We start from the raw sequence: 24,265 nt of genomic DNA, 5'->3' as shown, positions 1-24,265 counted from the left end.
GAATTGCGTCACGCTTCCCTGATTGAGGGTTGCGGTATTGCCGCCAAGCAGCAAGGCTTCCGAAGGTTCCGTCGTCGCATAGACGAAAATCGCGCCCGACTGGGAAAATATCCTCGGCAGTTCCTGGCGCAGTTCCTCGCGCAGCTTGTAGTCGAGATTGGCAAGCGGTTCGTCGAGCAGCACCAGACCTGCATTCTTGACAAGGGCGCGCGCAAGCGCGGTCCGCTGCTGCTGCCCGCCTGACAGGTTGAGCGGAGTACGCTCGAGATACGGCGTCAGCTTCAGGAGTTCTGCCGCCTTGCGCACTTCCACATCGATCGTCTTCGCGTCCCGGCCAGCGATCCTGAGCGGCGAGGCGATATTCTCATAGACGGTAAACGCGGGGTAATTGATGAATTGCTGGTAGACCATTGCGACATTGCGCTTCTGCACCGGCACGCCGGTCACATCGGCGCCATCGAAATGGATGGAGCCGCTGGTTGGACGGTCAAGTCCAGCCATGAGGCGCATCAACGACGTCTTGCCGGAGAGCGTCGGTCCAAGCAGGACGTTCAGCGTGCCCCGTTCAAGTGTCAGATCGGTCGGGTGAATATGGTATTCACCACCTACCATCTTAGCGGCATTCCGCAATTCAAGCATTCCGGTTCCCGTGCCTCCTCACGACGGGGACGACATGGCGCCTCATCCCGCAAGTTGCGCAGGGATCGCGGCCATGTACTCCTCCAATTTCTGTACTTCATCCATCTGCAGATATAGCCCGTTCTTGGTCCTTCGCCACAGGATGTCTTGAGCGGTGACGGCCCATTCGTTGCGGACGAGATAGCGGACCTCGACCTCGTAGAGATCGGAACCGAAGCAGTGGCCGAGATCGGCGATAGATTTAGCCTCTGCAAGCAGGCTCGCGGCGCGCGTGCCGTAGCGGCGCACCAGCCGGCGGGCATGGGCCTCGGCAAGGAACGGATAGTCAGCCTTCAGCCTGCTCACCTCGGCCGCATAGCCCTTGACCGGGAAATCGCCGCCCGGCAGATGGCTCCTCGCTGTCCACGGGCCGCCCTTCGTGCCGATCGCCTCGCCGATCTTTTCCAGCGCATGCTCCGACAGCCGCCGGTAGGTGGTCAGCTTGCCGCCGAAGACATTGAGCAGCGGCGCCTCGCCACCTTTGCCTTCGAGCTGCAGCACATAGTCGCGCGTCGCCTCCTGTGCCTTCGAGGCGCCGTCGTCATAGAGCGGCCGCACCGCCGAATAGCTCCAGACGATGTCGTCCGGGGTCACCGGTGCGTTGAAATACTCGCTGGCGGCGGCGCAGAGATAGCCGGTCTCCTCCGCAGTGATGCGCACGTCCTTGGGATCGCCGCTATAGTCGCGGTCGGTGGTGCCGATCAGCGTGAAGTCGTCCTCGTAGGGGATGGCGAAGATGATGCGGTTGTCGGGATTCTGGAAGAAATAGGCCCGCGGCCCCTCGAACTTCTTCTTGACGACGATGTGGCTGCCCTGCACCAAGCGCACATGGCGGGCCTCGGTCTCGCCAAGGGCTGCACGCAGCACCTGGTCGACCCAGGGACCGGCGGCATTGACCAGCATGCGGGCCTGATGCCGGCGCCTTTCGCCGCTCAGTATATCGCAGCTGTCGATTTCCCACAGGCCGTTCTTGCGCCGCGCCGCCACCACTTTGGTGCGCGGCATGATCAGCGCACCGCGGTCGGCGGCATCGCGGGCGTTGAGCACCACCAGGCGGGCATCGTCGACCCAGCCGTCGGAATATTCGAAGGCCTTGGCAAACACCGGCTTGAGCGGCCGGCCCGCCGGATCGCGGCGCAGGTTCAGCACGGCGGTCGGCGGCAAAAGCCTGCGGCCGCCAAGATGGTCGTAGAAAAACAGCCCCAGCCTGATCAGCCAGGCCGGCCGGATGCCACCCTTGTGATAGGGCAGCACGAAGCGCAGCGGCCAGATGATGTGCGGCGCCATCGCCCAAAGCACCTCGCGCTCCATCAGCGATTCGCGCACCAGCCGGAACTCGTAATGCTCCAGATAGCGCAAGCCCCCATGGATCAGCTTCGTCGCCCCAGACGACGTGCCAGAGGCAAAGTCGCCCATCTCCGCCAGCGCCACAGAATAGCCGCGTCCAGCAGCATCCCGGCAAATGCCGCAGCCGTTGATCCCGCCGCCAATCACGAAAAGGTCGTGATGTGTTTGGCCCACTTTATCCCTCCCCGTGCGCCGCAGTCGATTTGCGCAAACCGCACAAATCGAAACTTTTTGAAGTAAAAACGAAAACCATTCGCGTGTCAAACGAATGTTTCTTGCATCAAGACGGGATAAGAAAAAGCCGCCACCCGATCGGGTAGCGGCGCATTATGAAGCGGCCGAGAGCGTAGGAAAAACCGGCATGAACCGGGCTGTTTTCCTAGCCCTCCAGCCACTTTACCTGTTCGGGCGTAAGCTCGATGTCGAGGGCCGAAAGGCTATCTTCCAGTTCGGCGATCGTGCGCGGGCCGATCAGCGGAATGACTGGGAACGGCTGGGCGATCACATAGGCGAGCGCGATATGGATCGGGTTTCGGCCGAGCTTTTTTGCGAGCTCATTTGCGCGGTCGCGGCGTGCGAAATTGCGATCGGAATACCAGCAACGGACGATTTCCTCATCATCGTGCTTGTCGCGTCCTGCCCGGTCGGTGAAGAAACCGCGGCCTTGGCTGGACCAAGCGAAGTTCGGAACCTGCTTTTCGTTCAGCCACTTCTTCCATTCGTCATCCGAGGCCGCGACGCATCCAGCCCAGATCGGATCGAGCATTTCGGCCAGCGAAAAGTTATTAGAAAGCGCCGCAGGCGCTTTCTTGCCGGTCTTTGCCGCATAGGCCATTGCCTCGTCCATCCGCTCACGGGTCCAGTTCGAGCCGCCGAAAATCCCGCGGATGCGGCCGCGATTGACTTCGGCATCCATGGCATCGACGAACTCTCCCACCGGAATATCGGTATTGTCCCGATGCATGAAGTAGATGTCGACATAGTCCGTCTTCAACCGCTCGAGCGACTGATCGAGTTGCTTGGCGATCATGTCCGGATAGCAGAGCGGCGAATGCGCCCCCTTGCCGATCAGCACGATCTCGTCACGCGAAACATTGCGGCTCGTGTGCCAATCGCCGAAGATGCTCTCCGTCTTGCCGCTTCCGTAAACATAGGCCGTGTCGAAGACGTTGCCGCCCGCCTCGTAGTAGGCATCGAGCGTCAGCGAGGCGGCCGCAAAGTTCGGAAAGAACTCGAATCCAAGTGTTACGACAGAGGCGGGTTTAGAGATGCCTGGTATCTGGCGCTGCGCAATGCTGCTGCCAGGCCGGACTGCTCCGCCCGCAATATTCGTGGTTCGCTTCGACGCCTTCTCGACACCATATTCGAGGCCGACAGAGGCCCGCCATTTGTCGAGAACGCGAAGATTGCCGGTGGAATCGGCCCAGCTCATGCCCGGCGAAGCGAATTCCTTCTCTCCGGCGCGGATTGCATCTCCGGCCGCGTCGACTTCGAAGGAATAGAGCCAGCGGTCTTCCTTGACCTCGACCGTTTCCTGCTCGGCTCCCTTGAAAATCTCAATCGTGCCGATGCCGCCCTTGTGACCTGAGGCGAACCAGAAATCCTTGACCTCGATGCGGCCTTCGGAGCCGATGACGCGAAGCGTATTGTCCTGCTGGGCCATGATGGAGCAGGAGACTTCGGCAATGATGCCGTTTTGGAATTTCAAGACGGCGGAGGCCCATTCGTCTACGCCGGACTGTCCGAGGTGCGCCACGCCGGAAACCTTCTCCGGCTCGAGGAACGGTGTGCCTTCAACCGCACCGGCGATCAGCCGCGCCATCGAAACGGGGTAGCCACCGACATCCAGGATGCCGCCGCCTGCCGTGTCGTTGGCGAATAAACGATGCTCGGGCTTGAAGCTGCCCATGTTGAAGCCGAAGCTTGAGCGGATGATGCGCACCGTGCCGATCACGCCGCTTTTCACCAGTTCGACGATCTTCGCCGTCTGAGGATGCAGGCGGTACATGAAGCCCTCGCCAGCAAAGACACCGGCCTTCTGCGCTTCGTGGTAGATCGCATCCGCATCGAAGGCCGAAAGCGCGATCGGCTTTTCCACCAGCACATGCTTTCCAGCGCGAATCGCCTTGATCGCCCACTCGGCATGGCCGGTATGCGGGGTGGCTATATAGACGGCGTCGATCTCCGGATCGGTCAGCAGCGCGTCATAGCCCTTAACGATGCGAGCGCCGGGAAAGCCATCGCCAAGGCCGGGCTTTTCCGGATTGCGGCTCGCGATCGCCACCAGCTTACCCGTACGCGAATGGGCAATGCCGTCTGCGAAGGTGCGGGCGATGGTGCCGGGGCCGATGATGCCCCAGCGGATCGGTTGTTCTGAACTCATGACTATTCCTCTTTCGTATCTTCGTCTTGGGAGCGGATTTCGTCAGCGCAAGCGATTGCCTTCGCTGTCGAACAGGAAGGTGCGTTTTGCCGACAGCGCGACGGTGAGCGTGTCACGATCGGCTGCAGAACGGGATTCCGGACGTTCGATGATGAGTGGCTGGCCGCCCGCAGCGGTCGCATAGATGTAGCTGGTATTGCCGAGGTGTTCGGCAACATCGACCGCGACGGTGAGGTCGGCGTCGCCACTGCCCTGGTCGGAAAAATGCTCGGGTCGCACGCCGAGCGTTACTTGCGCCCCTTTTCCGGTTGCCGCCAAAACCGGCAGCGTCAGGCGGACGTTCCTCTCGCCCGCCAAGGCGATTGTCACGTTCGATGCATCGCGTTCAACAACCTCTGCCGCCAGAAAATTCATCTTCGGCGAACCCACGAAACCGGCAACGAACTGGTTAGCCGGATCGTCGTAAAGATCGAGCGGCGCGCCGATCTGCTCGATGTTGCCGGCGCGCAGCACGACGATTTTGTCGGCAAGCGTCATCGCCTCCGTCTGATCGTGCGTGACATAGATCATCGTCGCGCCAAGCTGCTTGTGCAGCCTGGAGATTTCCACGCGCATCTGCACGCGCAGTTCTGCATCGAGGTTCGAGAGCGGTTCGTCGAAGAGGAAGACCTCGGGCTCGCGAACGATGGCGCGGCCGATCGCAACACGCTGGCGCTGGCCACCTGAGAGTTGCCTGGGGCGCCGTTCCATCAATTCCTTGATCTGCAGGATCTCGGCGGCGTGGCGCACCCGTTTCTCGGTATCCTCTTTCGGGTTGCCGTTCATGCGCAAGCCGAAAGAGAGGTTTTCTGCTACCGTCATATGCGGGTAGAGCGCATAGGATTGGAAAACCATGGCGATGCCGCGGTCGGCGGGCTCGACATTGTTGACGACCCTGCCGCCGATCGTGATCTCGCCCTCCGAGATATCCTCGAGGCCGGCGATCATCCTGAGCAGGGTGGATTTTCCACAGCCCGAAGGGCCGACGAAGACGACGAACTCGCCGTCCTTCACGTCGAGATTGGCGCCATGGATCACGCCGAAGGCGCCAAAGCGTTTTACAACATTCCTGAGTGAAAGCTCCGCCATGCGGCCTCCCCTATTATTTGATTGCGCCGGCCGCGATGCCGGCGATGAAGTGGCGCTGCAACAGCACGAAGACGACGAGGATCGGCGCGGTCAGCAACATCGCACCTGCCATGATGCCGCCCCAGGAGACCTTGGTGAGGCCGATCAGCGTTCCAAGAGCCACCGGCGCTGTCATCATTCCGGGCCTGGAATTGATGAGCAGCGGCCAGAGATAGTTGTTCCAGGATGCCAGGAAGAGAATGATCGAGAGCGCCGCCATTGTCGGACGGGCAAGCGGCAAGGCGATGCGCAGGAAGATCTGCCACTCCTTGACGCCTTCGACGCGGGCGGCATCGAAGAGCTCGTTCGGCATCATCGAGAAGGACTGGCGCATGAAGAGCACGCCCAGCGAATTGAAGAGCGGCGGGACGATCAGCGCCACCCAGGGATTCGCCAGCTTGAATTCACGCGCCACCATGATGAATTGCGGGATCACGACGACGGCGAAAGGCAAGGTGATCGTGCCGAGAATGATGGCTGTGACGACGGAGCGGCCAGCGAATCGATAGCGGGCAAGCGCCCAGCCGGCCATCGATGTCAGGAGCACCGACAAGAAGGTGTAGATGACCGCGACGGTGATCGAGATGAACATCGCCCGGAGAAAATTCGTATCGGCCTCCAGGTTCTTGAAATTCTCAACGAAATTCGTCGACGGCCAGAGCACGATGTCCGGGCTGAAGATGCCATTGTCCGGCATGGTGGAGAAAACGAACATCATCCAGAGCGGAAAGAGCCAGATGATGGCAAGCGGCGTCAGCACGACATGCAGCGCAATCTTGCGCATCAAGAGGGACTGCGACTTGGACCTCGACTTCATTTCGGTTCCCTCCCCACCCAGAGATTAAAAAGCGAAATTGCAATCGCCAATGCAGCTATCGTGTAGGCGATCGCCGACGCGTAGCCGAAATTCAGCGATGTGAAGCCCTGTCGGTAAAGAAGCAGGCCGAGCGTTTCCGTGCCCCCGCCCGGGCCGCCGCGATTGGTAATGAGGAAGGGTTCGGTGAAGAGCTGCATCGTGCCGATCACCGACAGCACCACGCAGAAGAGGATGATCGGCTTCAGGAGCGGCAGGGTGATGTGAAAGAACTGCTGTATTTTACTGACGCGATCGAGCGTCGCAGCCTCGTAGACATCCTCGGGGATCGACTGCAAGCCGGCTAAGATGATGATCGCGTTGTAGCCGGCCCAGCGCCAGGTAACGGCGATTATGACGAGGGCCATCGCCGCGTTCGCATTGTCGAACCAGGAAACGGGAGCGATGCCGACCGAACCGATCAACTTGTTGACGATGCCGAAGTCGATGCTGAACATCAGCCGGAAGACGGCGGCATAGGCGACCTCGCCGACGACGACGGGCGCGAAGAAGGCGAAGCGGAAAAGAGGCCGCGCCTTCAGCAGCGGCGAATTTAAGAGCACCGCCATGACGGTTGCAAGCGCAATCATCACCGGCACCTGGATGACCAGGATGATCAGCGTGTTGTAGAGCGCGTTATAGAAAGCCGGGTCGCCGAAAAGGCGCCCCCAATTCGACGCAAGGCTAAATTTCCAGGGATTGACGCGCGTATTCTGGAACGAAATCAAGAACGAGTTGATGATCGGCCAGACCCAGAAGGTCGCGAAGACCAGCAGATAGGGCGCAAGGAACGCATAGGCGCTCCGGGTCCTGAACGGCATTTATTTCCTCCTCACAAGCAAAACGAGCCACCATGTAGGTGAATGCCGGGCGCGCACCAGGCGCCCGGCCGGTTGCTCATTCTGCGATCGGAAGGCCGGTCGCCGAGGCGATCTGGTTGGCCGCATCGTCAAGTGCAGCTTTCGCATCCGGATAACCGCCCGCGAAATACTTCGTCTGCGCTGCCTTGTAGATCGCGTCCGCATCGCTCTGAAACGCCGTCCCGCGGCTCGGTACGATCTTCGGCAGCGTCGAAAGGATATCTGCCCAGACCTTCTGCCCGCCCCAATAAGGCAGCGGCTCGTTGACGAAAGGATCCTGGACGGCCGACAGCAGCGAGGGGACGAGGCCGAAGGACTTCAGCATCGTGACCTGGCCCTCATTGGTTGCCAGCGCATAGTTCAGATAGGCCCAGGCCGCTTCCTTGTTTTCGGAATTGGCGTTGATGGCTAGCGACGAACCGCCAAGGTTTGCGGCATGCGGGCCGTCAGCCGTGAGGCTCGGCATCATGTAGACGCCCCATTTGCCTGAAAGGTCCGGCGAGCCTGAGCGTATCGTGCCCTCGTACCAGCCGCCATACATCTGGCTTGCGACCTTGCCGGCGGTATTGGCCTGGATTTTCTGGTCCCAGATGGCGGCTGTCAGCGTACCGGCGTCCTTCATCTGCTTGACCTTTTCGAGGGTCGCGACGCAGGCCGGCTGGTTGATCGTGATCGCCTGGCCGTCGGTGGAGAAATAGCCGCAGCCCTGCTCGTTGGCGATCATCCGGAACCACTCGCTATCGCCGTTGAAATCGGCCTGGGCCATCACGACGCCGGGATTGGCTTCGGAAATCTTCTTACCGGCGGCGATGAAATCGTCCCAATTCTTGATCGTGGCCGGATCGACGCCGGCCTTTTCATAGAAATCGCGGCGGTAAAAGACGGCGACCGGGCCGGAATCCCACGGCATCGCATAGGCAATGTCATCCACCTCCAGCTCGGTGCGTTTGAAGTCCGGGAATTTCGCCTGGATTTCCGCCGTATAGCCGAGATCCTTCAGGTTGGCGAAGCAGTCCGGGAAGCGGTTCCAGAAGATTTCTGCCTCGAAATTTTCGATCGTCACGATGTCCGGCAGGCCGTCGCCGCCGGCTGCGCAGCCGGCAAGTGTCTTGTCGAAGACTTGGCTGTTTCCGAGGTCTTCGACCGTGACCTTGATATCGGGATATTGCTTGTTGAAGCCTTCGAGCGTGGATTTCAGCGCCGACGCCGCGACGTTCCAGCTCCAGATGGTGAGATTGCCCGACTGCGCGAATGCGGAACCGGAAGAAAGCAGTGCGACCGCAGCGGTCGCACCGATAAGTTTGAAGCGCATTGAAAATCCTCCCTTTTCAATTGCCGTCCTTTAGCGAACGTGGCTAAGTTATCCGTAAGGGAGCCGCTGTCTCCTAAAAAGGGAATATCAATTTGGCGGAAAGTAAGGTTGCCAGCAGAGCCATCTATCAGCCGGGCGCAAGCAGCATCGAAGGATCGCCGACAGAGCTGCAGCTATTTCATGCCCATCCACCGGTGATGGCGATGCCGCACTGGCATGCGCAGGTGGAGGTGAATTACATCATGCGGGGCACTGTGCATTACCGCATGAACGATCACGAAATGACGCTCAAGGCCGGCGACATGTGCCTATTCTGGGGCGGCCAGCCGCATCAGATGGATGAATCCTCGGAAGATTCGCTCTACGCAGGTGCCCATTTGCCGCTTGTCTATTTCTTCCGTCTCCGCCTTCCCGCTGAAATCTCCAGCCGCCTGATGAAGGGCTCGACGCTGCTGACGTCTGCCACCGATGCCGCGGACAAGGAGAACTTTTCCCGCTGGTTCCGCTACGCGAATTCGGGCAATCCGGCAAAGGCGCAGCATGCCGTCGACGAGTTGCTGCTCCGTATCGAGCGCATCGCATTCGAACCCTATTCGATGACGGTCGTCGGCTACGGTGGAAGGGAGGCCGATCAGCCCCATGCGCAACCGTCACGCAGCATAGTCAGGATGTGCGATTTCATCGCCGCTAATTTCATGGAGGACATCGACACCGTCGATATCGCCCGGGCGGCGGACCTGCATCCGAAATATGCAATGAACGTCTTCAAGAAATCGACTGGTATGACGCTCAGCAAATATCTCAATCTGCTGCGCCTCTCCCGCGCCCAGGCATTGCTGATGGCCGACGATACCAATGTGCTTCAGGTGGCGATGGACAGCGGTTTCGGCTCCATCAGCGCCTTCAACAAGTCCTTCCGCCACATCGCCGGCATGTCGCCCTCGGACTTCCGAAGAGACATTCGCCTCGCCACATCGAGTGGCGCGCCGGCAAGCTAGGCTGGTTCCCGTCCATAAACGGTAAACTTCTGAAACTGTGTGAAGAATCACGATATTGCCGGGCCCGACAGCCGTGAGGCGGAGCCCGAGGAAGTCTGTCCTACAAGACGACCAGCGCGATCCGGCGCAAACCTTTGAAGAGATCAACCGGATGCTGCTGGCTCGTAGAGGTCTCAACCGCATACCGGGATAGATCTGAGCCGCCTTGAGCCAAGCCTGAACCATTCCCGGCCCGCGCCAGGCCCGATCAGCGAGCCCCGGATTGCGAGCGCCCAGGCATAGGAGCAATATACGGAATACATAATATTCATCTGGCCGTCTGGGGAACTCGGCGATCATGTTACGCAATCACTTAATACTCGCCGTCGCCGGCGTCGTTCTCGTTCTAAGTCTCGTCCTGGCCGGTCTATGGATCTGGACGGGAAACGTCATCGTCTCGATCATGTCCGAGCGCCTGATCCGAGAGGTGACGCATGCTGTGCATCGCGACGTCGGTCATTTGGTGAGCGGCGCCGACAAAGCGGTTTCCCGGTTGGCCAATGGTCTTGTTCGTCACGACCTATCGCCCGGCGACCCAGATGCTGTCGCACAGGAGCTCCATGCCTTGCTGGCCGAGGAACCCGACGTCGACTGGATGTTTTTCGGCAACGAGGCGGGCGGGATGGTTTCGGTCGGGCGATTGGCAGATTCAAGCGTCGTGTTTTTGATCACCGATGAATTTCGCGCAGGCCCCGTGCGCGAGTTCGAAGCACTGCCAAGCGGCAGGACCGGCCGATTGCGGAAGTCGAAAGGCGCGATCGATGCACGCCGGAGGATTTGGTACGCGCAGGCCAAGGAGACGGGCAAGCGATACTGGACCGAGCCCTATCTCGGTGTGGCCGAGCCGATCTTGGGCATCTCGCTCTCCGTCCCCGTCTTCAACACGAACCGCAACTTCGTCGGGGTGGGTGGGATCGATCTCATCCTCACTCAGCTTTCCAGGTTCTTGCAGACGCTGGAAATCGGCGACAACGGCAGGGCCTTCATCATTGATGCCACCGGACATTTGATTGGCGCGTCGGGAGGAGTGTCGCCCGTCACCATCGGCGCCGACGGCGGGCACCTGCGCCTGCAGGCATCAGAGGCGACCGATCCCATCGTTCGCGAAACCGCCCGCTACCTTCGTCGGCATCCTGACATCGCCGGGTCCTCGGCACCCGGACCGCACGTGTTTTCCTTCAGTGACCCTGAGGGCGGCAAGATCTATGCGGCCGTCGATCGCGCCGCTGCCCCCGGTGCACTTAACTGGACCATCATCTCAGCGGTGCCAGCTTCGGATTTCCTGATGCCTGTATATCGTGCGGCCTATCTCTCGATAGGCGTCGGCACGGTCATCGTCGCTGTCTTCGGGGTCCTCGGACTAAGGATGGTCGGTCGCACGTTGCGGCCGTTGACTGCCTTGACGCAGGCAGCGCACGCGATTGCAAACGGCGAATGGCGAGAGGTGCCCAAGGTTCGTCGAAACGATGAGGTCGGCCTGCTTGCCCAGGCGTTCGCTCTCATGACCTTCCGTCTCAAGGAGACATTGGAGGGTCTGCGTCGAAGCGAGGCCAACTTCGCAGAAGCGCAACACGTTGCCCATGTCGGCTATTGGGAACGTGACCTCGGTACAGACTGTCTTACCTGGTCAGAAGAGACATACCGCATCTTTGGGCTGACGCCGCGCACAGGCACGGTGGTCAGTCTTGCCGAAGCGGTTGAGCGGATTCATCCAGAGGACCGGGCGATCTGGAGCCAGGCCGCGGCAGAGGCCGTGCGTGGCGAATCTCGTTACGACTTGGAGTACCGCATCGTCCGGCCGAGCGGCGAGCTGCGCATAGTGCACAGCCAGGGCGATCTGACAAGGGACGCGTCCGGACGGCCGCACAGCATGTTTGGTACGATCCAAGACGTTACCGAGCGCAAGCGGGTGGAAGAGGCGCTGCGGGACAGCGAGGAGCAGTGGAGAGCCGTATTCGAGAACAATCCGACGATGTACTTCATGGTGGACGCCAGTGGCACCATCGTGTCTGTGAATCCCTTTGGGGCGGAGCAGCTTGGGTACACGGTCGACGAACTGATCAACCGCCCCGTACAGGACATCTTTCATGAGGCAGACCGAGAAACGATCCAGAGGCATGCGGCCGCCTGCTTCGAACATCTCGGCCGAGCCATGAGCTGGGAACTGCGCAAGATACGTAAGGACGGCTCGATGCTCTGGGTCCGCGAGACGGCTCGAGCGATGGTGATCAAGAAGCGACCTGTCATCCTGATCGTGTGCGAGGACATCACCGAACGCAAGCGCGCCGAAGAGGCCGCCCGGCGGAGTGAAGAAGAGCTTCGCGAGGTCATCGAGACAGTTCCTGCGATGGTGTGGACTGCCTTGCCCGACGGCCGTGTCGATTTCATCAATCGGCGTTGGCAGGAGTTCACAGGCTTGTCCCTGGATGCAACGGCAAGAGCGGGCTGGGGCGCTGAAGCCCGGTTTCACCCCGAAGACCTTGAGCAGTATATGTCCAGGTGGCGTGCCTCCTTGACCACGGGCCACCCGTTCGAGGTTGAGGTGCGAATCCGTCGGGCGGCCGACGGCGAATATCGCTGGTGGTTTGAAAATGCCGTGCCGCTGCACGATGAGCACGGAAACATTCTCAAATGGTATGGGTTCCTCGTCGACATCGAAGATCGCAAGCGGGCCGAGGAGGCCCTGCAGAAGGCGCAGGCCGAGCTCGCGCATGTCGCGCGCGTGACGACGATGGGCGCCCTGACCTCCTCCATCGCCCACGAGGTTAACCAGCCGCTCGCCGCCGTGGTCGCCAACGCCAACGCGGCCCTGCATTGGCTCGCCAGCCAGCCCCCCAACCTCGACGAGGCGCGGGAGACGGTGGCGCGCATCGTCCGCGACGGGCACCGGGCCGGCGAAGTCATCGGCCGGGTGCGCGCGCTCCTGAAGAAGACAGCCACTGTCACGGCGCAGGTGGACCTGAACGGCCTCGTCGAAGATTCGGTAGCCCTCGTCCAAGGTGAGGTACGCCGCCATCGGATCGTGCTACGGACCGAGGTGGCTAACGACCTTCCGCGCGTTGCGGGCGACCGGGTGCAGCTGCAGCAGGTAATCCTGAACCTGGTGATGAACGGCATCGAGGCGATGAAGACGATCGCGGATCGGCCACGCAAGCTGCTCATCAGGTCCCTGCTCGACGCATCGGGGGCCGTGCTGATCGAAGTGCAGGACACCGGCGTCGGATTGGAGCCGGAGAGTGTGGAGCGGGTGTTTGAGGCGTTTTACACGACGAAGGCAGAGGGTCTGGGCATGGGCTTGGCCATCTGCCGGTCGATCATCGAGGCCCACGGGGGGCGGCTGTGGGCCAGGACGAATGAGCCTTGGGGAGCTGTGTTTCAATTCACCCTGCCTTCAGCCCCGGACGAGAGCGCTCCTGGCGAGCACCCGGCCTAACGCCGGCAGTGGGAGGTGGCGGGTCCTGGCGACACCTCATGCAATCACCTTCGACGCGCGGCCTGGCGTCAGCAGCCACTCGTCAATCATTGTCGCCGTCGCTACCGCGCACTAGCGCAGAACGGATGCACTTCAGCAGGTCCTGCTCGCCGAACGGCTTTGCCAGATAGCCGACAATGTCCGGACCCAACCCACGCGCGTGCACATTCTCGTTCGGGTAGGCAGTGATCAGAATGGTCGGAATGTTCTCGCCCAATGCAACGAGGGTCCGGTGCAGATCAAGCCCACTCATTCCGGGCATATGGATGTCCGTTACCAGGCAGGCCGTGCGGTTTAGATGGGGAAATTTCAAGAAATCATCGGCGGATGAAAAAGCCTGGGCATCAAATCCCAGCGACCTCATGAGTCCCTTGGTGGCCTCGCGCATCGACTGGTCATCATCGACGATCGCAATTAGAGGCTTCTTCGTTGGCACTGCTGCCTCCAAATCCGCGATAGGCGTTTTTGCAGAAATCTAGGTGTGGTCGCGGCTGTAGGATACATCAGCCTGCAAGGGCGACAAAGGCACAGGGAGCTATACGATGGTATAGAGTGTTTAAGACTTCTCGTTACGAAGAGCCGAGCTTGCCAGGATGAGTTCCTGGTCCAGCTGGCTGCCGGTTTGGCGTGCCGGCGATGGCAGGAGGTGCGACGCCTTAGCCGGCAGCCCGATCCAATCGTAACTGGCCTTGTGGCTGAAGGAATTAGGGCGCATTCTGAAGTGCGAGAAAGCTTCGGTTCGGCACCGGCTGAGTAGAGAGGGGAGTGTTCTCATTGCGGCATCGCCACTCTGTCGGTTGGGCTCGCCCTGATGCCGCAGCAGCGGGTGCAGACACCTCGTGTCCGCAAGAGCTGGCTCCCCCTGAGGTGCGCTGAGATGACGGAGGTGCCAGCAACCACGATCGTCATCGATGATGATCCGGCGATCCGCGAGGCGCTCGGCAGCCTGCTGCGTTCCGTCGGTTTTGACGTGAAACTCCTCGCCTCTGTGGACGACTTCCTCAAGTCTGGACGACCCAACGGGCCGACCTGCCTCGTGCTGGATGTGCGGCTGCCGGGGCAAAGCGGTCTTGAATTTCAACGAGAGTTATCGCGGAGAAATATTCAGCTGCCGATCGTTTTCATCACCGGGCATGGCGACATTCCCATGTCCGTCCAAGCGATGAAAGGGGGCGCGATTGAGTTCCTGACGAAACCGTTCCGCGAGCAGGATCTACTCGACGCCGTTCACGTCGGCCTGGCGCGCGACCGCGTGTGGCTTGAAAATGAAAAAGCACTGGCGACGGTGCGCGCGCGTTTCGATAGCCTGACCCCGCGGGAGCGCGAGGTGATGGCTATGGTGGTGATTGGACGGCTCAATAAACAGATCGCCGCCGATCTGGGCGTGAGCGAGATTACCGTGAAAGTTCACCGCAGCCAGGTCATGCAGAAGATGCGTGCCAAGTCCTTGCCCGAACTCGCCCTCATGGCGGACAAGCTGAAGCTCGAGCCAGGAAAGCCGCAAGGCTCTTAGGTCCGCCCGGCCAATCCTCCCGAGAAACCTGTCCTTGGAGCACCGCTTGACCTTAATGTATCGTCACGGAATGCTGCGAAAGGCAAAGCTCCTCAAAGTCCTCTACAAGGCGGACAAGCCCGAGCGAGTAGCATAAAAGACCGAACCGCGTCCCAGTCGCGTACAGGGTAAATGCAGATGTCCGGGATTGCAAAGCTTGCCCCCCGAGAGGCGATATTGTTTCGCGCGGCATGAGGGAAAACCTCATCAAATGCGCTTCAGGGTCCAAATTCGGCACTGATGGATAGTCTGGCGGCATCTGGATCGGATAAGCTGATGCTATCGTCCAGCCTTCTGACATGCGCTGCAGATCGATTTCGATGCGGTTGGGCTCTTGTGTCATGGTGACAATCCTTAAAAGGAGCGCGGAGGGACGAACAGGCAAATGGTGCGACCCGTGGGCTCGCCGGCCACCGTGCATTGGTGAAACTGCCCGTCTGGACTGTTTTTGATGCGAGTATCCAGTGGCGTTATGAGCTCCCCGGTGAGCTTGATGACATATCCGCGGGGGCCCTCGAGAATCCCTTGATCGTGAACCTCGCGGCAATCCATCCCGCTGCAGCACGAAAACGGATACGTCCATCCGTGCGGCTTTGCCGCCGTTGGCGTCGCATCATGCGCCATTGCCGGAGCCGCGATCACGACTGCAAAGAAAATAGCTGCTGCCTTGCTCATGATCCGCACCTCGATGGTGAATTGAACCAGCTTCGGTTTCGAAGCTTCCCACTAAGATTGAGCCGTTGTTAAATAGTATTTCCGTCTTTTCGGGCGGCTCCGCCTCCCCGATGTGCCGCCCGTCCATTCATGGCGCTTTGGGAAACGGCCCCGGGGGAGAATGTGCACTGACGATAGCAGCACGTTGTCGGACCTGCCTATTGATCCGGAGGAAGGATCAGATACCAACGAGGAAGGGATGACTTATACGAGGGTCTAGGTGCGCTTTTACGCAGGACTAGATATTACCCCCAAGAACCGACGTCGATGGAAGTCCTCGATCCGATGATCAAGTCAGTGCATCATTGCTAGCGCAGCCGTGAAGAAATCCTCGCCTCCGAAGTTTCCGGATTTCAGGGCCAGAAGCATGTCGCCCTGTTTATTTCCGACCGTTCGCAGCACCGGTACACCAGGCGCGATTTCCAGGCCGATCAGAAATGCTGGAATGGCGAGCCTGTCGACCGCTGCGCCGGCGGTTTCACCGCCGGCGATCACCAGGCGCCGCACGCCTCTTGTCATAAGTTCCTCGGCAATGATCGACGTCGCGGTTTCGATCGCGTGGCCCGAGGCGTCCCGTCCGTATTGCGATTGCAGCCGGGAAACGGTTTGCGGCGACGCGCTCGCTGCGACGACGACGGGGCCGGCGGAGATGCGGTCTCCGGCCCAGGAAATCGCGGCGTAAATCTCTTCGGGGCCGGCAAGCAGTTTTTCCGGATTGAGCCGCAGAACGGGCAACGACCGTTCGGCGACGTCTAGCTGCCGCAGCGTCGCGCTGGAGCAGCTGCCGGCAACGATCGCGGCAAGCCCGCCCACGGGGCGCATGGCCCCAGCAGTTGCTGCAGACGTAGAAGATACCCGGCCCGAGCGCGTAAGGGCGCGGGCGAGACCGAGACCGAGGCCCGATGCGCCGGTAGATACCGGCGTTTGGAGCGCCACCTCGCCGAGCGTTTCAAGATCCGGTTCGCAGATCGCATCCGCGATCGCGGCGGTCGCGCCCGCGGCGCGCAGAGCCTCAAGCCGCGCCTTTACCGCACCGGCTCCGGCCGAGACCGTTGCCAGATCGACAATATCGACCGCACCGCGCGACTGCCTGGCCATGACGCGCACCAAATTGGCGTCATGCATTGGATTGAGGGGGTGATCCTTTAGCGGGCTTTCGTTCAGCGGTTGCCCGCCGACAAAGAGGTGACCGAGATAGACAGTGCGTCCAGTTTCCGGAAACGCGGGCGTAACCAGCACCGTGCCGCCGCCGGCAGCAATGTTCAGCGCCTCCGTCACCGGACCGATATTGCCGGCATCGGTCGAATCAAAGGTCGAGCAGACCTTGTAAAGCACATGGGTCGCCCCGCACTTGCGCAGCCATCGTTCGGCCTCCGTCGCGGCAGCCACGGCCTCAGCGGCGGCGACGGAGCGAATTTTCATGGAGACGACGACTGCGTCGACATCCGGCAGCACCAACGACGGGTCGGGAATGCCGACGGTCTGCACGGTGCGAAGACCGTTCTTGGTCAGCGTGTTGGCAAGGTCTGACGCGCCGGTGTAATCGTCGGCGATCGATCCGAGCAGGATGGTCATCCGCTAGCTCCTTGCAAAAGGTCTGAACCAGTCGAGGCCGTCCAGCGTCTGGCCCCGGGGGATATATTCGCATCCTACAAAGCCGCCGTAACCGAGCCGGTCAAATTCCTCGAACAAATAGGGATAGTTCAGCTCCTCCCCGTCCGGCTCATTGCGTAACGGCACGCTAGCGACCTGGATATGGCCGGTCACCGGCAGCAGCCGGCGCAAGCTCATGACCACGTCGCCATGCAGGATCTGGCAGTGATAGACGTCGAACTGAAGCTTTAGATTGGGCAGGCCGAGGTCGGTGATGAGCCGCTCAGCGGCACCGAAATCATTGAGGAAGTATCCCGGCATGTTTCGTCCGTTGATGGGCTCAATCAACAGATCGATACCGTTCTCTCCGAGCCGCGCCGCAGTGTAGGCCACGGAATGCCGATAACAGGTTGCGGCCTCTGTATCAGAGGGCTCGGCAAGCCCTGCCATTAGATGCAGCCGCTTTGCGCCGGTCGCCGCCGCATAGTCCAGTGCCCGTTCCACGTCAGACTTCAATTCGTCGAACCGCCCAGGAAGCGCTGCGATACCACGCTCGCCCGCTACCCAATCACCCGGCGGCAGATTGAACAGCGCCTGCTGCAGGTTGTTGCGAGTTAGCCGCTCGGCGATCGCTTCCGGCGGGGCTTCATAGGGAAAAAGATATTCGACGGCGGCAAATCCGGCATCCGCTGCAGCATTGAAGCGATCGAGAAACGACCATTCGTTGAACATCATCGTCAGGTTGGCCGCGAAAATGGGCATTCCTACCTCCTTTATCGCGACTCTTTGACTGTGCCAGGCAATTTCGCACCTGAGAGCTGGGCATAGAGCCGGGCGAGCGAGGAATCGTCGTCACGGCCCATACCGGCGCCTGAAGCCGCAAGGTACATCTGCAAGGCGGCCGCCACCAACGGCACCGGATAACGCTCCGAACGCGCCATGTCTTGAACGATGCCGAGATCCTTGACGAAAATCTCGATGGCGCTGAGCGGCGTATAATCTCCCGCCAGCACATGCGGGATCCGGTTTTCGAACATCCACGAATTGCCGGCCGACGCCGTGATCACCCCGTAGACCTTATCGAGATCGAGGCCTTGCTTGGCAGCGAAGGCGATCGCTTCGCATGCAGCTGCGATGTGCACGCCGGCAAGGAGTTGATTGATCATCTTGAAGGCTGCCCCTGTGCCAGCCGCATCGCCAAGTTCATAGACCTTGGCGGCCATGGCATCGAGGGCCGGGCGAGCCGCTTCGAAGGCAAGCCTGGAGCCGGACCCCATGATCGTCAGCTCGCCGCTCGACGCTTTTGCCGCACCGCCGGAAATTGGCGCGTCGAGGTAGTGTAGCCCGATGGCTTCCACCTGGTGCGCCAGGTCCCGCGCGACTGCAGGATCCATTGTCGCCGATGAAATGAATACGGCTCCTGGTTTCATTAGGCTTGCGACACCTTCGGGACCAAACAATAGGGCCGCGGTCTGCGCGCCGTTTACGACGACTGAAACGACGATGTCAGCGCTCCGAACCGCGTCGGCGGGGGTGGCGGCGCCACGCCCGCCATCCGCGACGAAGCGATCGATGGCGGCAGGCGCGATGTCATAGCCGACGACGTCGAGGCCTGCGCGCTTCATCGACCGGGCCATGCCAGCCCCCATGGAGCCGAGGCCGATCACGGCAGCGACCGTCTGTCCCAGATTTTCAGCATGCGATGCCATGACGATATTCTCCAGGTTTTTGAAAATCTAGCAGGCCCGCCCCCTTCGAGCCGTAGATCTCCGGAGGGCGGCAGTTTGGAAGGTTTAGCGATTGACGGTTTTTCGGGGAACCGCCAGCACGGCCAGCGAACCGACGATGAGCGCTGCGGCCAGGAAATACATGCCCATGCTGTTGCTGCCGGTAAGGTCCTTCAGATAGCCTACCAGAAACGGCCCGAGAAATCCGGCGAGGTTTCCGACCGAATTGATCCAGGCAATGCCGGCGGCCGCACCCGTACCGACGAGAAAAGCCGTCGGAAGGGACCAGAAGAGGGGTGCGCAGCTGATGGCGCCTGCGGTGGCGAGCGAGAGGCAGGCAATGGCGACTGTCGTGCTTGTAGCCGTCGTTGCTGCGACAAAACCCCCGGCCGCGATGAGGGCGGGAATGACGAGGTGCCACCGCCGCTCGCGCAATCTGTCGGAGGAGCGCCCGAGCGCCAGCATGACAACGAAAGCACAGATGTAGGGGATCGCGGAAATCAGGCCGATGTTCAGATTTCCGGTTACGCCCGAGGCCTTCACAATGGACGGCATCCAGAAATTCAGTCCATACTGCCCGAGCACGAAGCAGAAATAGATAAGGCACATCAGCCAGACGCGGCGGTCCGTCAGTGTTCCGGCAATGCTGTGGGGGCTCGAGACCTTGGCTCGGTTCTCCGCTTCGATATTGGCCGTCAGCACCGCCTTCTCGTCGTCGTCCAGCCATTTGGCGGCACGGATCGTATCATCGAGGTAGAAGTACGTGGCGACGCCGAAAAGGATGGCCGGAATGGCTTCGATGAGGAACATCCATTGCCAGCCGGAAAGACCGTGCGTTCCGTGGAAGCTGTCCATCAGCAGGCCCGAAAGCGGATTGCCGAAGATGGCGGATATCGGGATCGCAGACATGAACGTGGTAATGATCTTGGCGCGGCGGTGCGCCGGATACCAGGACGTCAGGTACAAGATTATGCCGGGGAAAAATCCCGCCTCGGCAACGCCCAGAAGGAAACGCAGGATGTAGAAGACGGTTTCCGACGAGGTGAACATGAAAGCGGCGGAAACGAGGCCCCAGGTGACCATGATACGGGCCATCCACACCCGCGCGCCAACCTTGTTCATGATGACGTTGCTGGGCACTTCAAACAGAAAATACCCGATGAAGAAAATGCCTGCGCCGATGCCATAGGCCGCTTCCGACAGGCCGAGTTCACTCGCCATCTGGAGCTTCGCGAAGCCGACATTGACGCGGTCGAGATACGCGACCACGTAACACAGCATCAAAAAAGGGACGATTCGCCAGAATACCTTGCCATAGGCACGATCCTCCACCGCCTCTGCGGGGTACACGCCATCGACTGGCGCCTGCGTTTGCAGCGTCATGATTTCCTCCAAGGGTTTACCGCAAGTCTCCTTCCGCGGTACGCCGGCCGGGATGTTGGCAGCGCTGCCATTTTGTCTAAACCATTTTGGCAGCGCTGCCAACATAAAAAATGGCAGCGCTGCCAAAATGAAACTTGCTTCTTAGTGAAAGCGGTGAAAAATAGTGGCACGGTGGATTCTCATCGCCCACACTCAGGTAGCCGCCAGGTTGGATTCAAGCATGACCGTGGAATTCAAGCATCAGGGTACAGTGACGCTTGCCGAGGTCGCAGAAGCGGCCGGGGTCGGCGAGAGCACTGTATCACGCGTCCTGCGCAATCACGGTTCCTTTTCCGACAAGACGCGGGACCGGGTCATGGCAGCGGTCGAGCGGCTGGGTTATGTACCGAACCGGATCGCGGGAACTCTTGCGTCAACCGGTTCGCGTCTTGTTGCCTTCGTCGTCCCATCGCTTTCAAACATCGTCTTCCCCGACGTCCTGAGAGGCGCCAGCACCATTCTGGAGGAAAATCGATACCAGGCGGTTTTCTCCGTCAGCGACTATGATCCGGAGAAGGAGGAATCCCTGACCGCCGCGATGCTCGCCTGGCGGCCGGCGGCAGTCATGGTGGCGGGATACGAGCACACTGACGGCACCGTAAAGAGATTGCGCGCGAGCGGTTGCCGGATCGTGGAACTGCTCGATCTTGACGGTGATGCTCTCGACATGGCGGTTGGTTTTTCCAACCGTGCGGCCGGTCGGGAAAGTGCTGCTTTTCTGCTAAAGCGGGGCTATCGCCACATCGGCTATGTCGGTCACGACCTGAACCGCGATACCCGCGCCGGCAAGCGGTTTTCCGGCTTCTGCGAAGCGCTCGCCGCTGGCGATGCGACCCTCGCCGATCGCGAAATCCTCGCCGGGGCATCATCCGTGGAGAACGGCAGGCTGGGGCTGGAACGCTTGCTCGCCCGGACAGCAGATCTCGATGCGGTTTATTTTTCGAACGACGACATGGCGCTTGGTGGTTATTTTCATTGTCTCGCAAGGGGAATATCGATCCCCTCACAGCTTGCCATTTTCGGCTATAACGGTCTCGATATCGGCCGGGCAACGCCGCAACCGCTCTCGACCATCCGCACCCCGCGCGTTGAGACCGGAAAGGTGGCCGCACAGCTTGTCGTCAATAATGCGCCATCCCAGGTCGTCGATCTCGGATTCGAGCTGATCGAAGGGGCAACCGCCTGACTTGACGTCTGGCGGGCAAAGTATACGTCGGTGCTTCTGGCCTATGCGATAGCAGACATAGAAATTCACAACCTGATCTAATTCCTGGATCGCTTTTTCACGGAAAACCCGCTGACTTGCCATCGCCGGATCGGGTGTATGCATCGCTTTCGGAGGTTCCGTGCTGATGCCGTGTGTCTGGCTGAATCAAGCGAGATCAGTCCAGCCGTCGCAAAGGTGGTAGGCGAACACGAGGCGCTCGAACTCGCTGCCACTGAAATCTTCGAAATGAACCGGCCGTACCGTGCGCGCTATCATCACCTACCCACCCCCTGGCTCTCAGGGCCACGGAGCGGGTTGATGATCTGGACGCCCTCGAAGTCCTTTTCATTGTCGGTCACGACGACGCACTCGTTCGCTTCGGCTACAGCGGCAATGATTGTGTCTAGCGCGCTTCGCGAACGACCTTTGGCTCTGCCGTCGGCCATCAGCCGCGCCCAGACAAGGCCAGCTTTCTCATCAAACGATAGGACGCGGCCGGCGAACAGCGCTTGCGGGCCTTCGGGGCCGGAGAACCAAGCTTCAAGGCTGCTTCGCTTCTTGCCTTTCGGTTTCTCCAAGATACCTCGACGGATTTCGGCGAGGGTAAGCGACGCAATGAAGAGGTCGTCGTCCTTCTGCGCGCCCATCCAATCCAGCAGCGAGCCCGACGGCTCCGGCTTTATGACGTTACTGATGATATTTGTATCAAGGAGGTAGCGCGTCACAGATCGACCTTACGACCCTCTTCTCGCGGCCGGCTAAGGTCGAGATCCGCACTAACCAGAGGTGAGCGACGCAAGGCGGCGAGAATACCGCCCGCTTTCGGAGGCTCCCCCGCCATTGCCTGCTGTATGGTCCGGCGAAGCTGCCCGGCTTCCGGACCGTCCTCCGTCAATTTCCGGGCAAGGCTCCGGAGTAGATCGCGGTCGGCATCAAGCGCCTGGATCTCGAACCGCGCTATGCCGCGCTCAGTCAGACGAGACCGATAATTCTCAATGGCTCTCTTCTGCGCGCTGTTGCCCATTGCCTGTCTCCGTTTTGTATCTGGATATATAGCCGTGTTTTCCGTGGAACGCAAGGTTGCGGCACACTTCTCCATTTTGACAGGTGAAGGTAACCTTGAGAGGTTTTCAATGTCAGGAGCGGTTACGGTGATCTGATCAGACTGCCGTCCCTGAATATGACCGGTGATCACGAAGATATTTTTTCTTCCATACCGAGGTAACGCCGGCGCCCGCGATGGCAAGCTTGATCATCAACGCCATGTCGTTGGTCGTGATCTCAGGCATGACGGCGACATTGAACTCTTTGCCGTGCTCCAAGAAGTCCCACCGATAGGGCGCGACCTTGGGTGCGGGCGCCAGCCAAAGCAGCGATGGGCGGCGAGCTCGGATGCGACGGTGCCCGAAACGATCGCGAGAAGGGTGCTGCTCAGATTCCGTGGAATTGGAAGGCGCAAGAGACGGCAGCTATTACTGCGGCCGCGTGAACAACTCCCGAAACAATTCCTCTGCTCGCTGCAAGCCTTCGTGCGTCAAGATTAAGGACTTCGTCTTGCTCGCCGGATCACCGATCAGGCCCTTCTTGAACAGTCGGTCTGTCGCATCCCAATCAAAGCTCTTCCATCCCCGACGCCCGTCATGCAGCGTCAGCCATAGCAGTGCCAGGACAGCATCGTCGATCTTTCTCGTCGATATCCATCTATCGACCATAACATGCAAAACCCCCGAAGGTAGGTGTCCAACTTAATGGGGTCAGTTCATTTCTCCTTGCGGGCTTTTTATGGTTTGGTCGCGGCGCGTGCCGGAATTAAACAAAAACACGCGCTGGTACATTTATACCCAGCATACTCGTCCATCTACGCGTTGCATTTGGTAGTCAGAAGTTGTTACTTGCGACGATGCACGCATTGTTCCACAATACGTCTGCGATGCTATGGCCCCATAGGCAGACAAACCCGCATAAACTGACCATCCGAAGACGCCGCAGACGCCACGCCATAGCGCTCTAGGAGGAATTCGAAGTGACATGGCGCGGTTCACTGAAATCGCTTGTTTGCCACGGCAATTCCTATTTCGACCGTTGGGTTCGCACGAGCGCGCCTCCGGTAGCGCAGCATCAAGACCTATGACAATGGGCAAAGCCAACAGCGCGTAGTCGATTGGCACGATGCCCTCACCTCGAATCGGGGACACACGACAAACCTACCCCCCATTGGAGACCAGCCTGGAGCCACATCGGCATGGCTGAAACAAGGAGGAGAAAAGATATGAAAGCGGCACCAAAAGCCCGCATCGCAGCAGCGATGATTGTAGGCCTTCTCGGCAGCACGGCGATGGACCAGGTTCAGGCCCAGATGAAGAAATACGGTTCGGCAGCAGGCTGGGACATTGTCATTAGGCAGGACCTGGGCCCGGGCTGCCTGATCGCAAAAAGACTGAACGAGAGCACGCAGATTCAGATGGGCATCGATACGACCGGCGGCAGACGCGGCTATATGGCGCTCTACACCAAGGCGGATGCCAACGTTGTCAGTGGCGAAAAGCGCTCCGTGATATTCGACGTTGACGGTCAGAAATTCAGCGGGGAGGCGACCGGTCAACAGATGGAGGGTTTTGATGGATCTTTCATTTGGGTCAACAATCCCGACTTCATCTACGATCTCGCCAAGAAGAAGACGCTGACAATCACGCCGGCAGGGCGCGATCCGTTCGCGGTGAGCCTTGCCGGAACCGATGCGGCCCTTAAGGCCCTGCGCGCCTGCCAGGAGGCTCAGTAGAGTTGCCCGCGCATTGTCTGCAAGCAGCAAGGAGTGAGGGGATTTGGAAGGCAAAAAGGGGCTCGAGTTTTCGCGGAGCTCATTGATGTTGTTATTGAGATTGGTGGCATGGACTGATTGCACAGAGGATTGCAAAATCTGGAACCGCTTAGTGACACATAG

Annotated in this window: 22 protein-coding genes; 5 read left to right on the top strand and 17 right to left on the bottom strand. The window is 60.0% G+C overall.

Features of this window, described 5'->3' with window-relative positions:
* From C9413_RS06645 to C9413_RS06615, 7 genes are all read right to left on the bottom strand, one after another.
* A partial coding sequence (locus tag C9413_RS06645; RefSeq protein WP_170250294.1) for an ABC transporter ATP-binding protein occupies nt 1–639 on the bottom strand: 639 nt, incomplete at its 3' end.
* Nucleotides 640–681: 42 nt separating this feature from the next.
* Nucleotides 682–2,199: a glycerol-3-phosphate dehydrogenase gene (gene glpD, locus C9413_RS06640; protein ID WP_039846215.1), complete on the bottom strand. Its 1,518-nt coding sequence runs from the start codon at nt 2,197–2,199 to the stop codon at nt 682–684.
* Nucleotides 2,200–2,404: 205 nt separating this feature from the next.
* Nucleotides 2,405–4,408 carry an aldo/keto reductase gene (locus C9413_RS06635; protein ID WP_039846216.1) on the bottom strand — a complete coding sequence of 668 codons (2,004 nt, stop codon included), beginning with the start codon at nt 4,406–4,408 and terminating at the stop codon, nt 2,405–2,407.
* A gap of 42 nt (nt 4,409–4,450) precedes the next feature.
* Nucleotides 4,451–5,536 (bottom strand): sn-glycerol-3-phosphate ABC transporter ATP-binding protein UgpC, encoded by a 1,086-nt coding sequence (gene ugpC, locus C9413_RS06630; protein ID WP_039846217.1) that lies wholly within the window; start codon nt 5,534–5,536, stop codon nt 4,451–4,453.
* 13 nt (nt 5,537–5,549) lie between these two features.
* Nucleotides 5,550–6,392 carry a carbohydrate ABC transporter permease gene (locus C9413_RS06625; RefSeq protein ID WP_170250293.1) on the bottom strand — a complete coding sequence of 281 codons (843 nt, stop codon included), beginning with the start codon at nt 6,390–6,392 and terminating at the stop codon, nt 5,550–5,552.
* A complete protein-coding gene (locus C9413_RS06620; protein WP_039846219.1) occupies nt 6,389–7,249 on the bottom strand; it encodes a sugar ABC transporter permease in 861 nt (286 codons plus the stop codon). The genes C9413_RS06625 and C9413_RS06620 overlap by 4 nt, the downstream gene beginning before the upstream one ends.
* A 76-nt stretch (nt 7,250–7,325) precedes the next feature.
* The gene (locus tag C9413_RS06615) at nt 7,326–8,600 is read right to left on the bottom strand and encodes an ABC transporter substrate-binding protein (RefSeq protein ID WP_039846220.1); all 1,275 of its coding nucleotides are present in this window, start codon (nt 8,598–8,600) and stop codon (nt 7,326–7,328) included.
* Nucleotides 8,601–8,686: 86 nt separating this feature from the next.
* Between C9413_RS06615 and C9413_RS06610 the strand changes: the two genes are divergently transcribed.
* Together C9413_RS06610 and C9413_RS06605 are read left to right on the top strand one after the other, a co-directional pair.
* Nucleotides 8,687–9,598 carry a helix-turn-helix domain-containing protein gene (locus C9413_RS06610; RefSeq protein ID WP_039846221.1) on the top strand — a complete coding sequence of 304 codons (912 nt, stop codon included), beginning with the start codon at nt 8,687–8,689 and terminating at the stop codon, nt 9,596–9,598.
* A 442-nt stretch (nt 9,599–10,040) separates the two neighbouring features.
* Nucleotides 10,041–13,070: a PAS domain S-box protein gene (locus tag C9413_RS06605; protein ID WP_223843956.1), complete on the top strand. Its 3,030-nt coding sequence runs from the start codon at nt 10,041–10,043 to the stop codon at nt 13,068–13,070.
* 82 nt (nt 13,071–13,152) lie between these two features.
* Here C9413_RS06605 and C9413_RS06600 read toward each other — a convergent pair whose 3' ends face one another.
* Complete coding sequence (locus C9413_RS06600; protein ID WP_039847009.1) at nt 13,153–13,545, bottom strand: response regulator; 393 nt, start codon at nt 13,543–13,545, stop codon at nt 13,153–13,155.
* A 441-nt stretch (nt 13,546–13,986) separates the two neighbouring features.
* On the opposite strand from C9413_RS06600, the gene C9413_RS06595 reads away from it, so the two are divergent.
* The gene (locus C9413_RS06595; RefSeq protein WP_039846223.1) at nt 13,987–14,622 is read left to right on the top strand and encodes a response regulator transcription factor; all 636 of its coding nucleotides are present in this window, start codon (nt 13,987–13,989) and stop codon (nt 14,620–14,622) included.
* Between the two features lie 393 nt (nt 14,623–15,015).
* Here C9413_RS06595 and C9413_RS06590 read toward each other — a convergent pair whose 3' ends face one another.
* The 5 genes from C9413_RS06590 to C9413_RS06570 form a co-directional block, all read right to left on the bottom strand.
* Nucleotides 15,016–15,336: a hypothetical protein gene (locus C9413_RS06590; RefSeq protein ID WP_039846224.1), complete on the bottom strand. Its 321-nt coding sequence runs from the start codon at nt 15,334–15,336 to the stop codon at nt 15,016–15,018.
* A 333-nt stretch (nt 15,337–15,669) separates the two neighbouring features.
* Nucleotides 15,670–16,950: a 3-oxo-tetronate kinase gene (gene otnK / locus C9413_RS06585; protein WP_039846225.1), complete on the bottom strand. Its 1,281-nt coding sequence runs from the start codon at nt 16,948–16,950 to the stop codon at nt 15,670–15,672.
* A gap of 3 nt (nt 16,951–16,953) precedes the next feature.
* Complete coding sequence (gene otnI / locus C9413_RS06580; RefSeq protein WP_039846226.1) at nt 16,954–17,730, bottom strand: 2-oxo-tetronate isomerase; 777 nt, start codon at nt 17,728–17,730, stop codon at nt 16,954–16,956.
* Nucleotides 17,731–17,741: 11 nt separating this feature from the next.
* On the bottom strand, nt 17,742–18,677 hold the full coding sequence (gene ltnD / locus C9413_RS06575; protein WP_039846227.1) for an L-threonate dehydrogenase: 936 nt from the start codon (nt 18,675–18,677) through the stop codon (nt 17,742–17,744).
* A gap of 84 nt (nt 18,678–18,761) precedes the next feature.
* A complete protein-coding gene (locus C9413_RS06570; protein ID WP_039846228.1) occupies nt 18,762–20,078 on the bottom strand; it encodes an MFS transporter in 1,317 nt (438 codons plus the stop codon).
* Between the two features lie 226 nt (nt 20,079–20,304).
* Here C9413_RS06570 and C9413_RS06565 point away from each other — a divergent pair, with 226 nt between their 5' ends.
* On the top strand, nt 20,305–21,303 hold the full coding sequence (locus C9413_RS06565) for a LacI family DNA-binding transcriptional regulator (RefSeq protein ID WP_039847010.1): 999 nt from the start codon (nt 20,305–20,307) through the stop codon (nt 21,301–21,303).
* 296 nt (nt 21,304–21,599) lie between these two features.
* Here C9413_RS06565 and C9413_RS06560 read toward each other — a convergent pair whose 3' ends face one another.
* The 4 genes from C9413_RS06560 to C9413_RS33100 form a co-directional block, all read right to left on the bottom strand.
* Nucleotides 21,600–22,049: a type II toxin-antitoxin system VapC family toxin gene (locus C9413_RS06560; protein ID WP_039846229.1), complete on the bottom strand. Its 450-nt coding sequence runs from the start codon at nt 22,047–22,049 to the stop codon at nt 21,600–21,602.
* Nucleotides 22,046–22,348, bottom strand: a complete 303-nt coding sequence (locus C9413_RS06555) for a hypothetical protein (protein WP_039846230.1) — start codon at nt 22,346–22,348, stop codon at nt 22,046–22,048. Before C9413_RS06555 ends, C9413_RS06560 begins: the two co-directional genes overlap by 4 nt.
* A 136-nt stretch (nt 22,349–22,484) precedes the next feature.
* Nucleotides 22,485–22,646, bottom strand: a complete 162-nt coding sequence (locus C9413_RS33105; RefSeq protein ID WP_223843957.1) for a hypothetical protein — start codon at nt 22,644–22,646, stop codon at nt 22,485–22,487.
* A 150-nt stretch (nt 22,647–22,796) separates the two neighbouring features.
* On the bottom strand, nt 22,797–23,036 hold the full coding sequence (locus tag C9413_RS33100) for a DUF6429 family protein (protein WP_039846231.1): 240 nt from the start codon (nt 23,034–23,036) through the stop codon (nt 22,797–22,799).
* A 557-nt stretch (nt 23,037–23,593) separates the two neighbouring features.
* On the opposite strand from C9413_RS33100, the gene C9413_RS06545 reads away from it, so the two are divergent.
* Nucleotides 23,594–24,103: a hypothetical protein gene (locus C9413_RS06545; protein WP_039846232.1), complete on the top strand. Its 510-nt coding sequence runs from the start codon at nt 23,594–23,596 to the stop codon at nt 24,101–24,103.
* The last annotated feature ends 162 nt before the right edge of the window (nt 24,104–24,265 follow it).

The sequence above is a fragment of the Rhizobium sp. SEMIA 4085 genome, assembly GCF_013004495.1.
GTDB classification, from domain to species: domain Bacteria; phylum Pseudomonadota; class Alphaproteobacteria; order Rhizobiales; family Rhizobiaceae; genus Rhizobium; species Rhizobium gallicum.
This window is presented reverse-complemented; position numbering and strand designations above follow the sequence as displayed.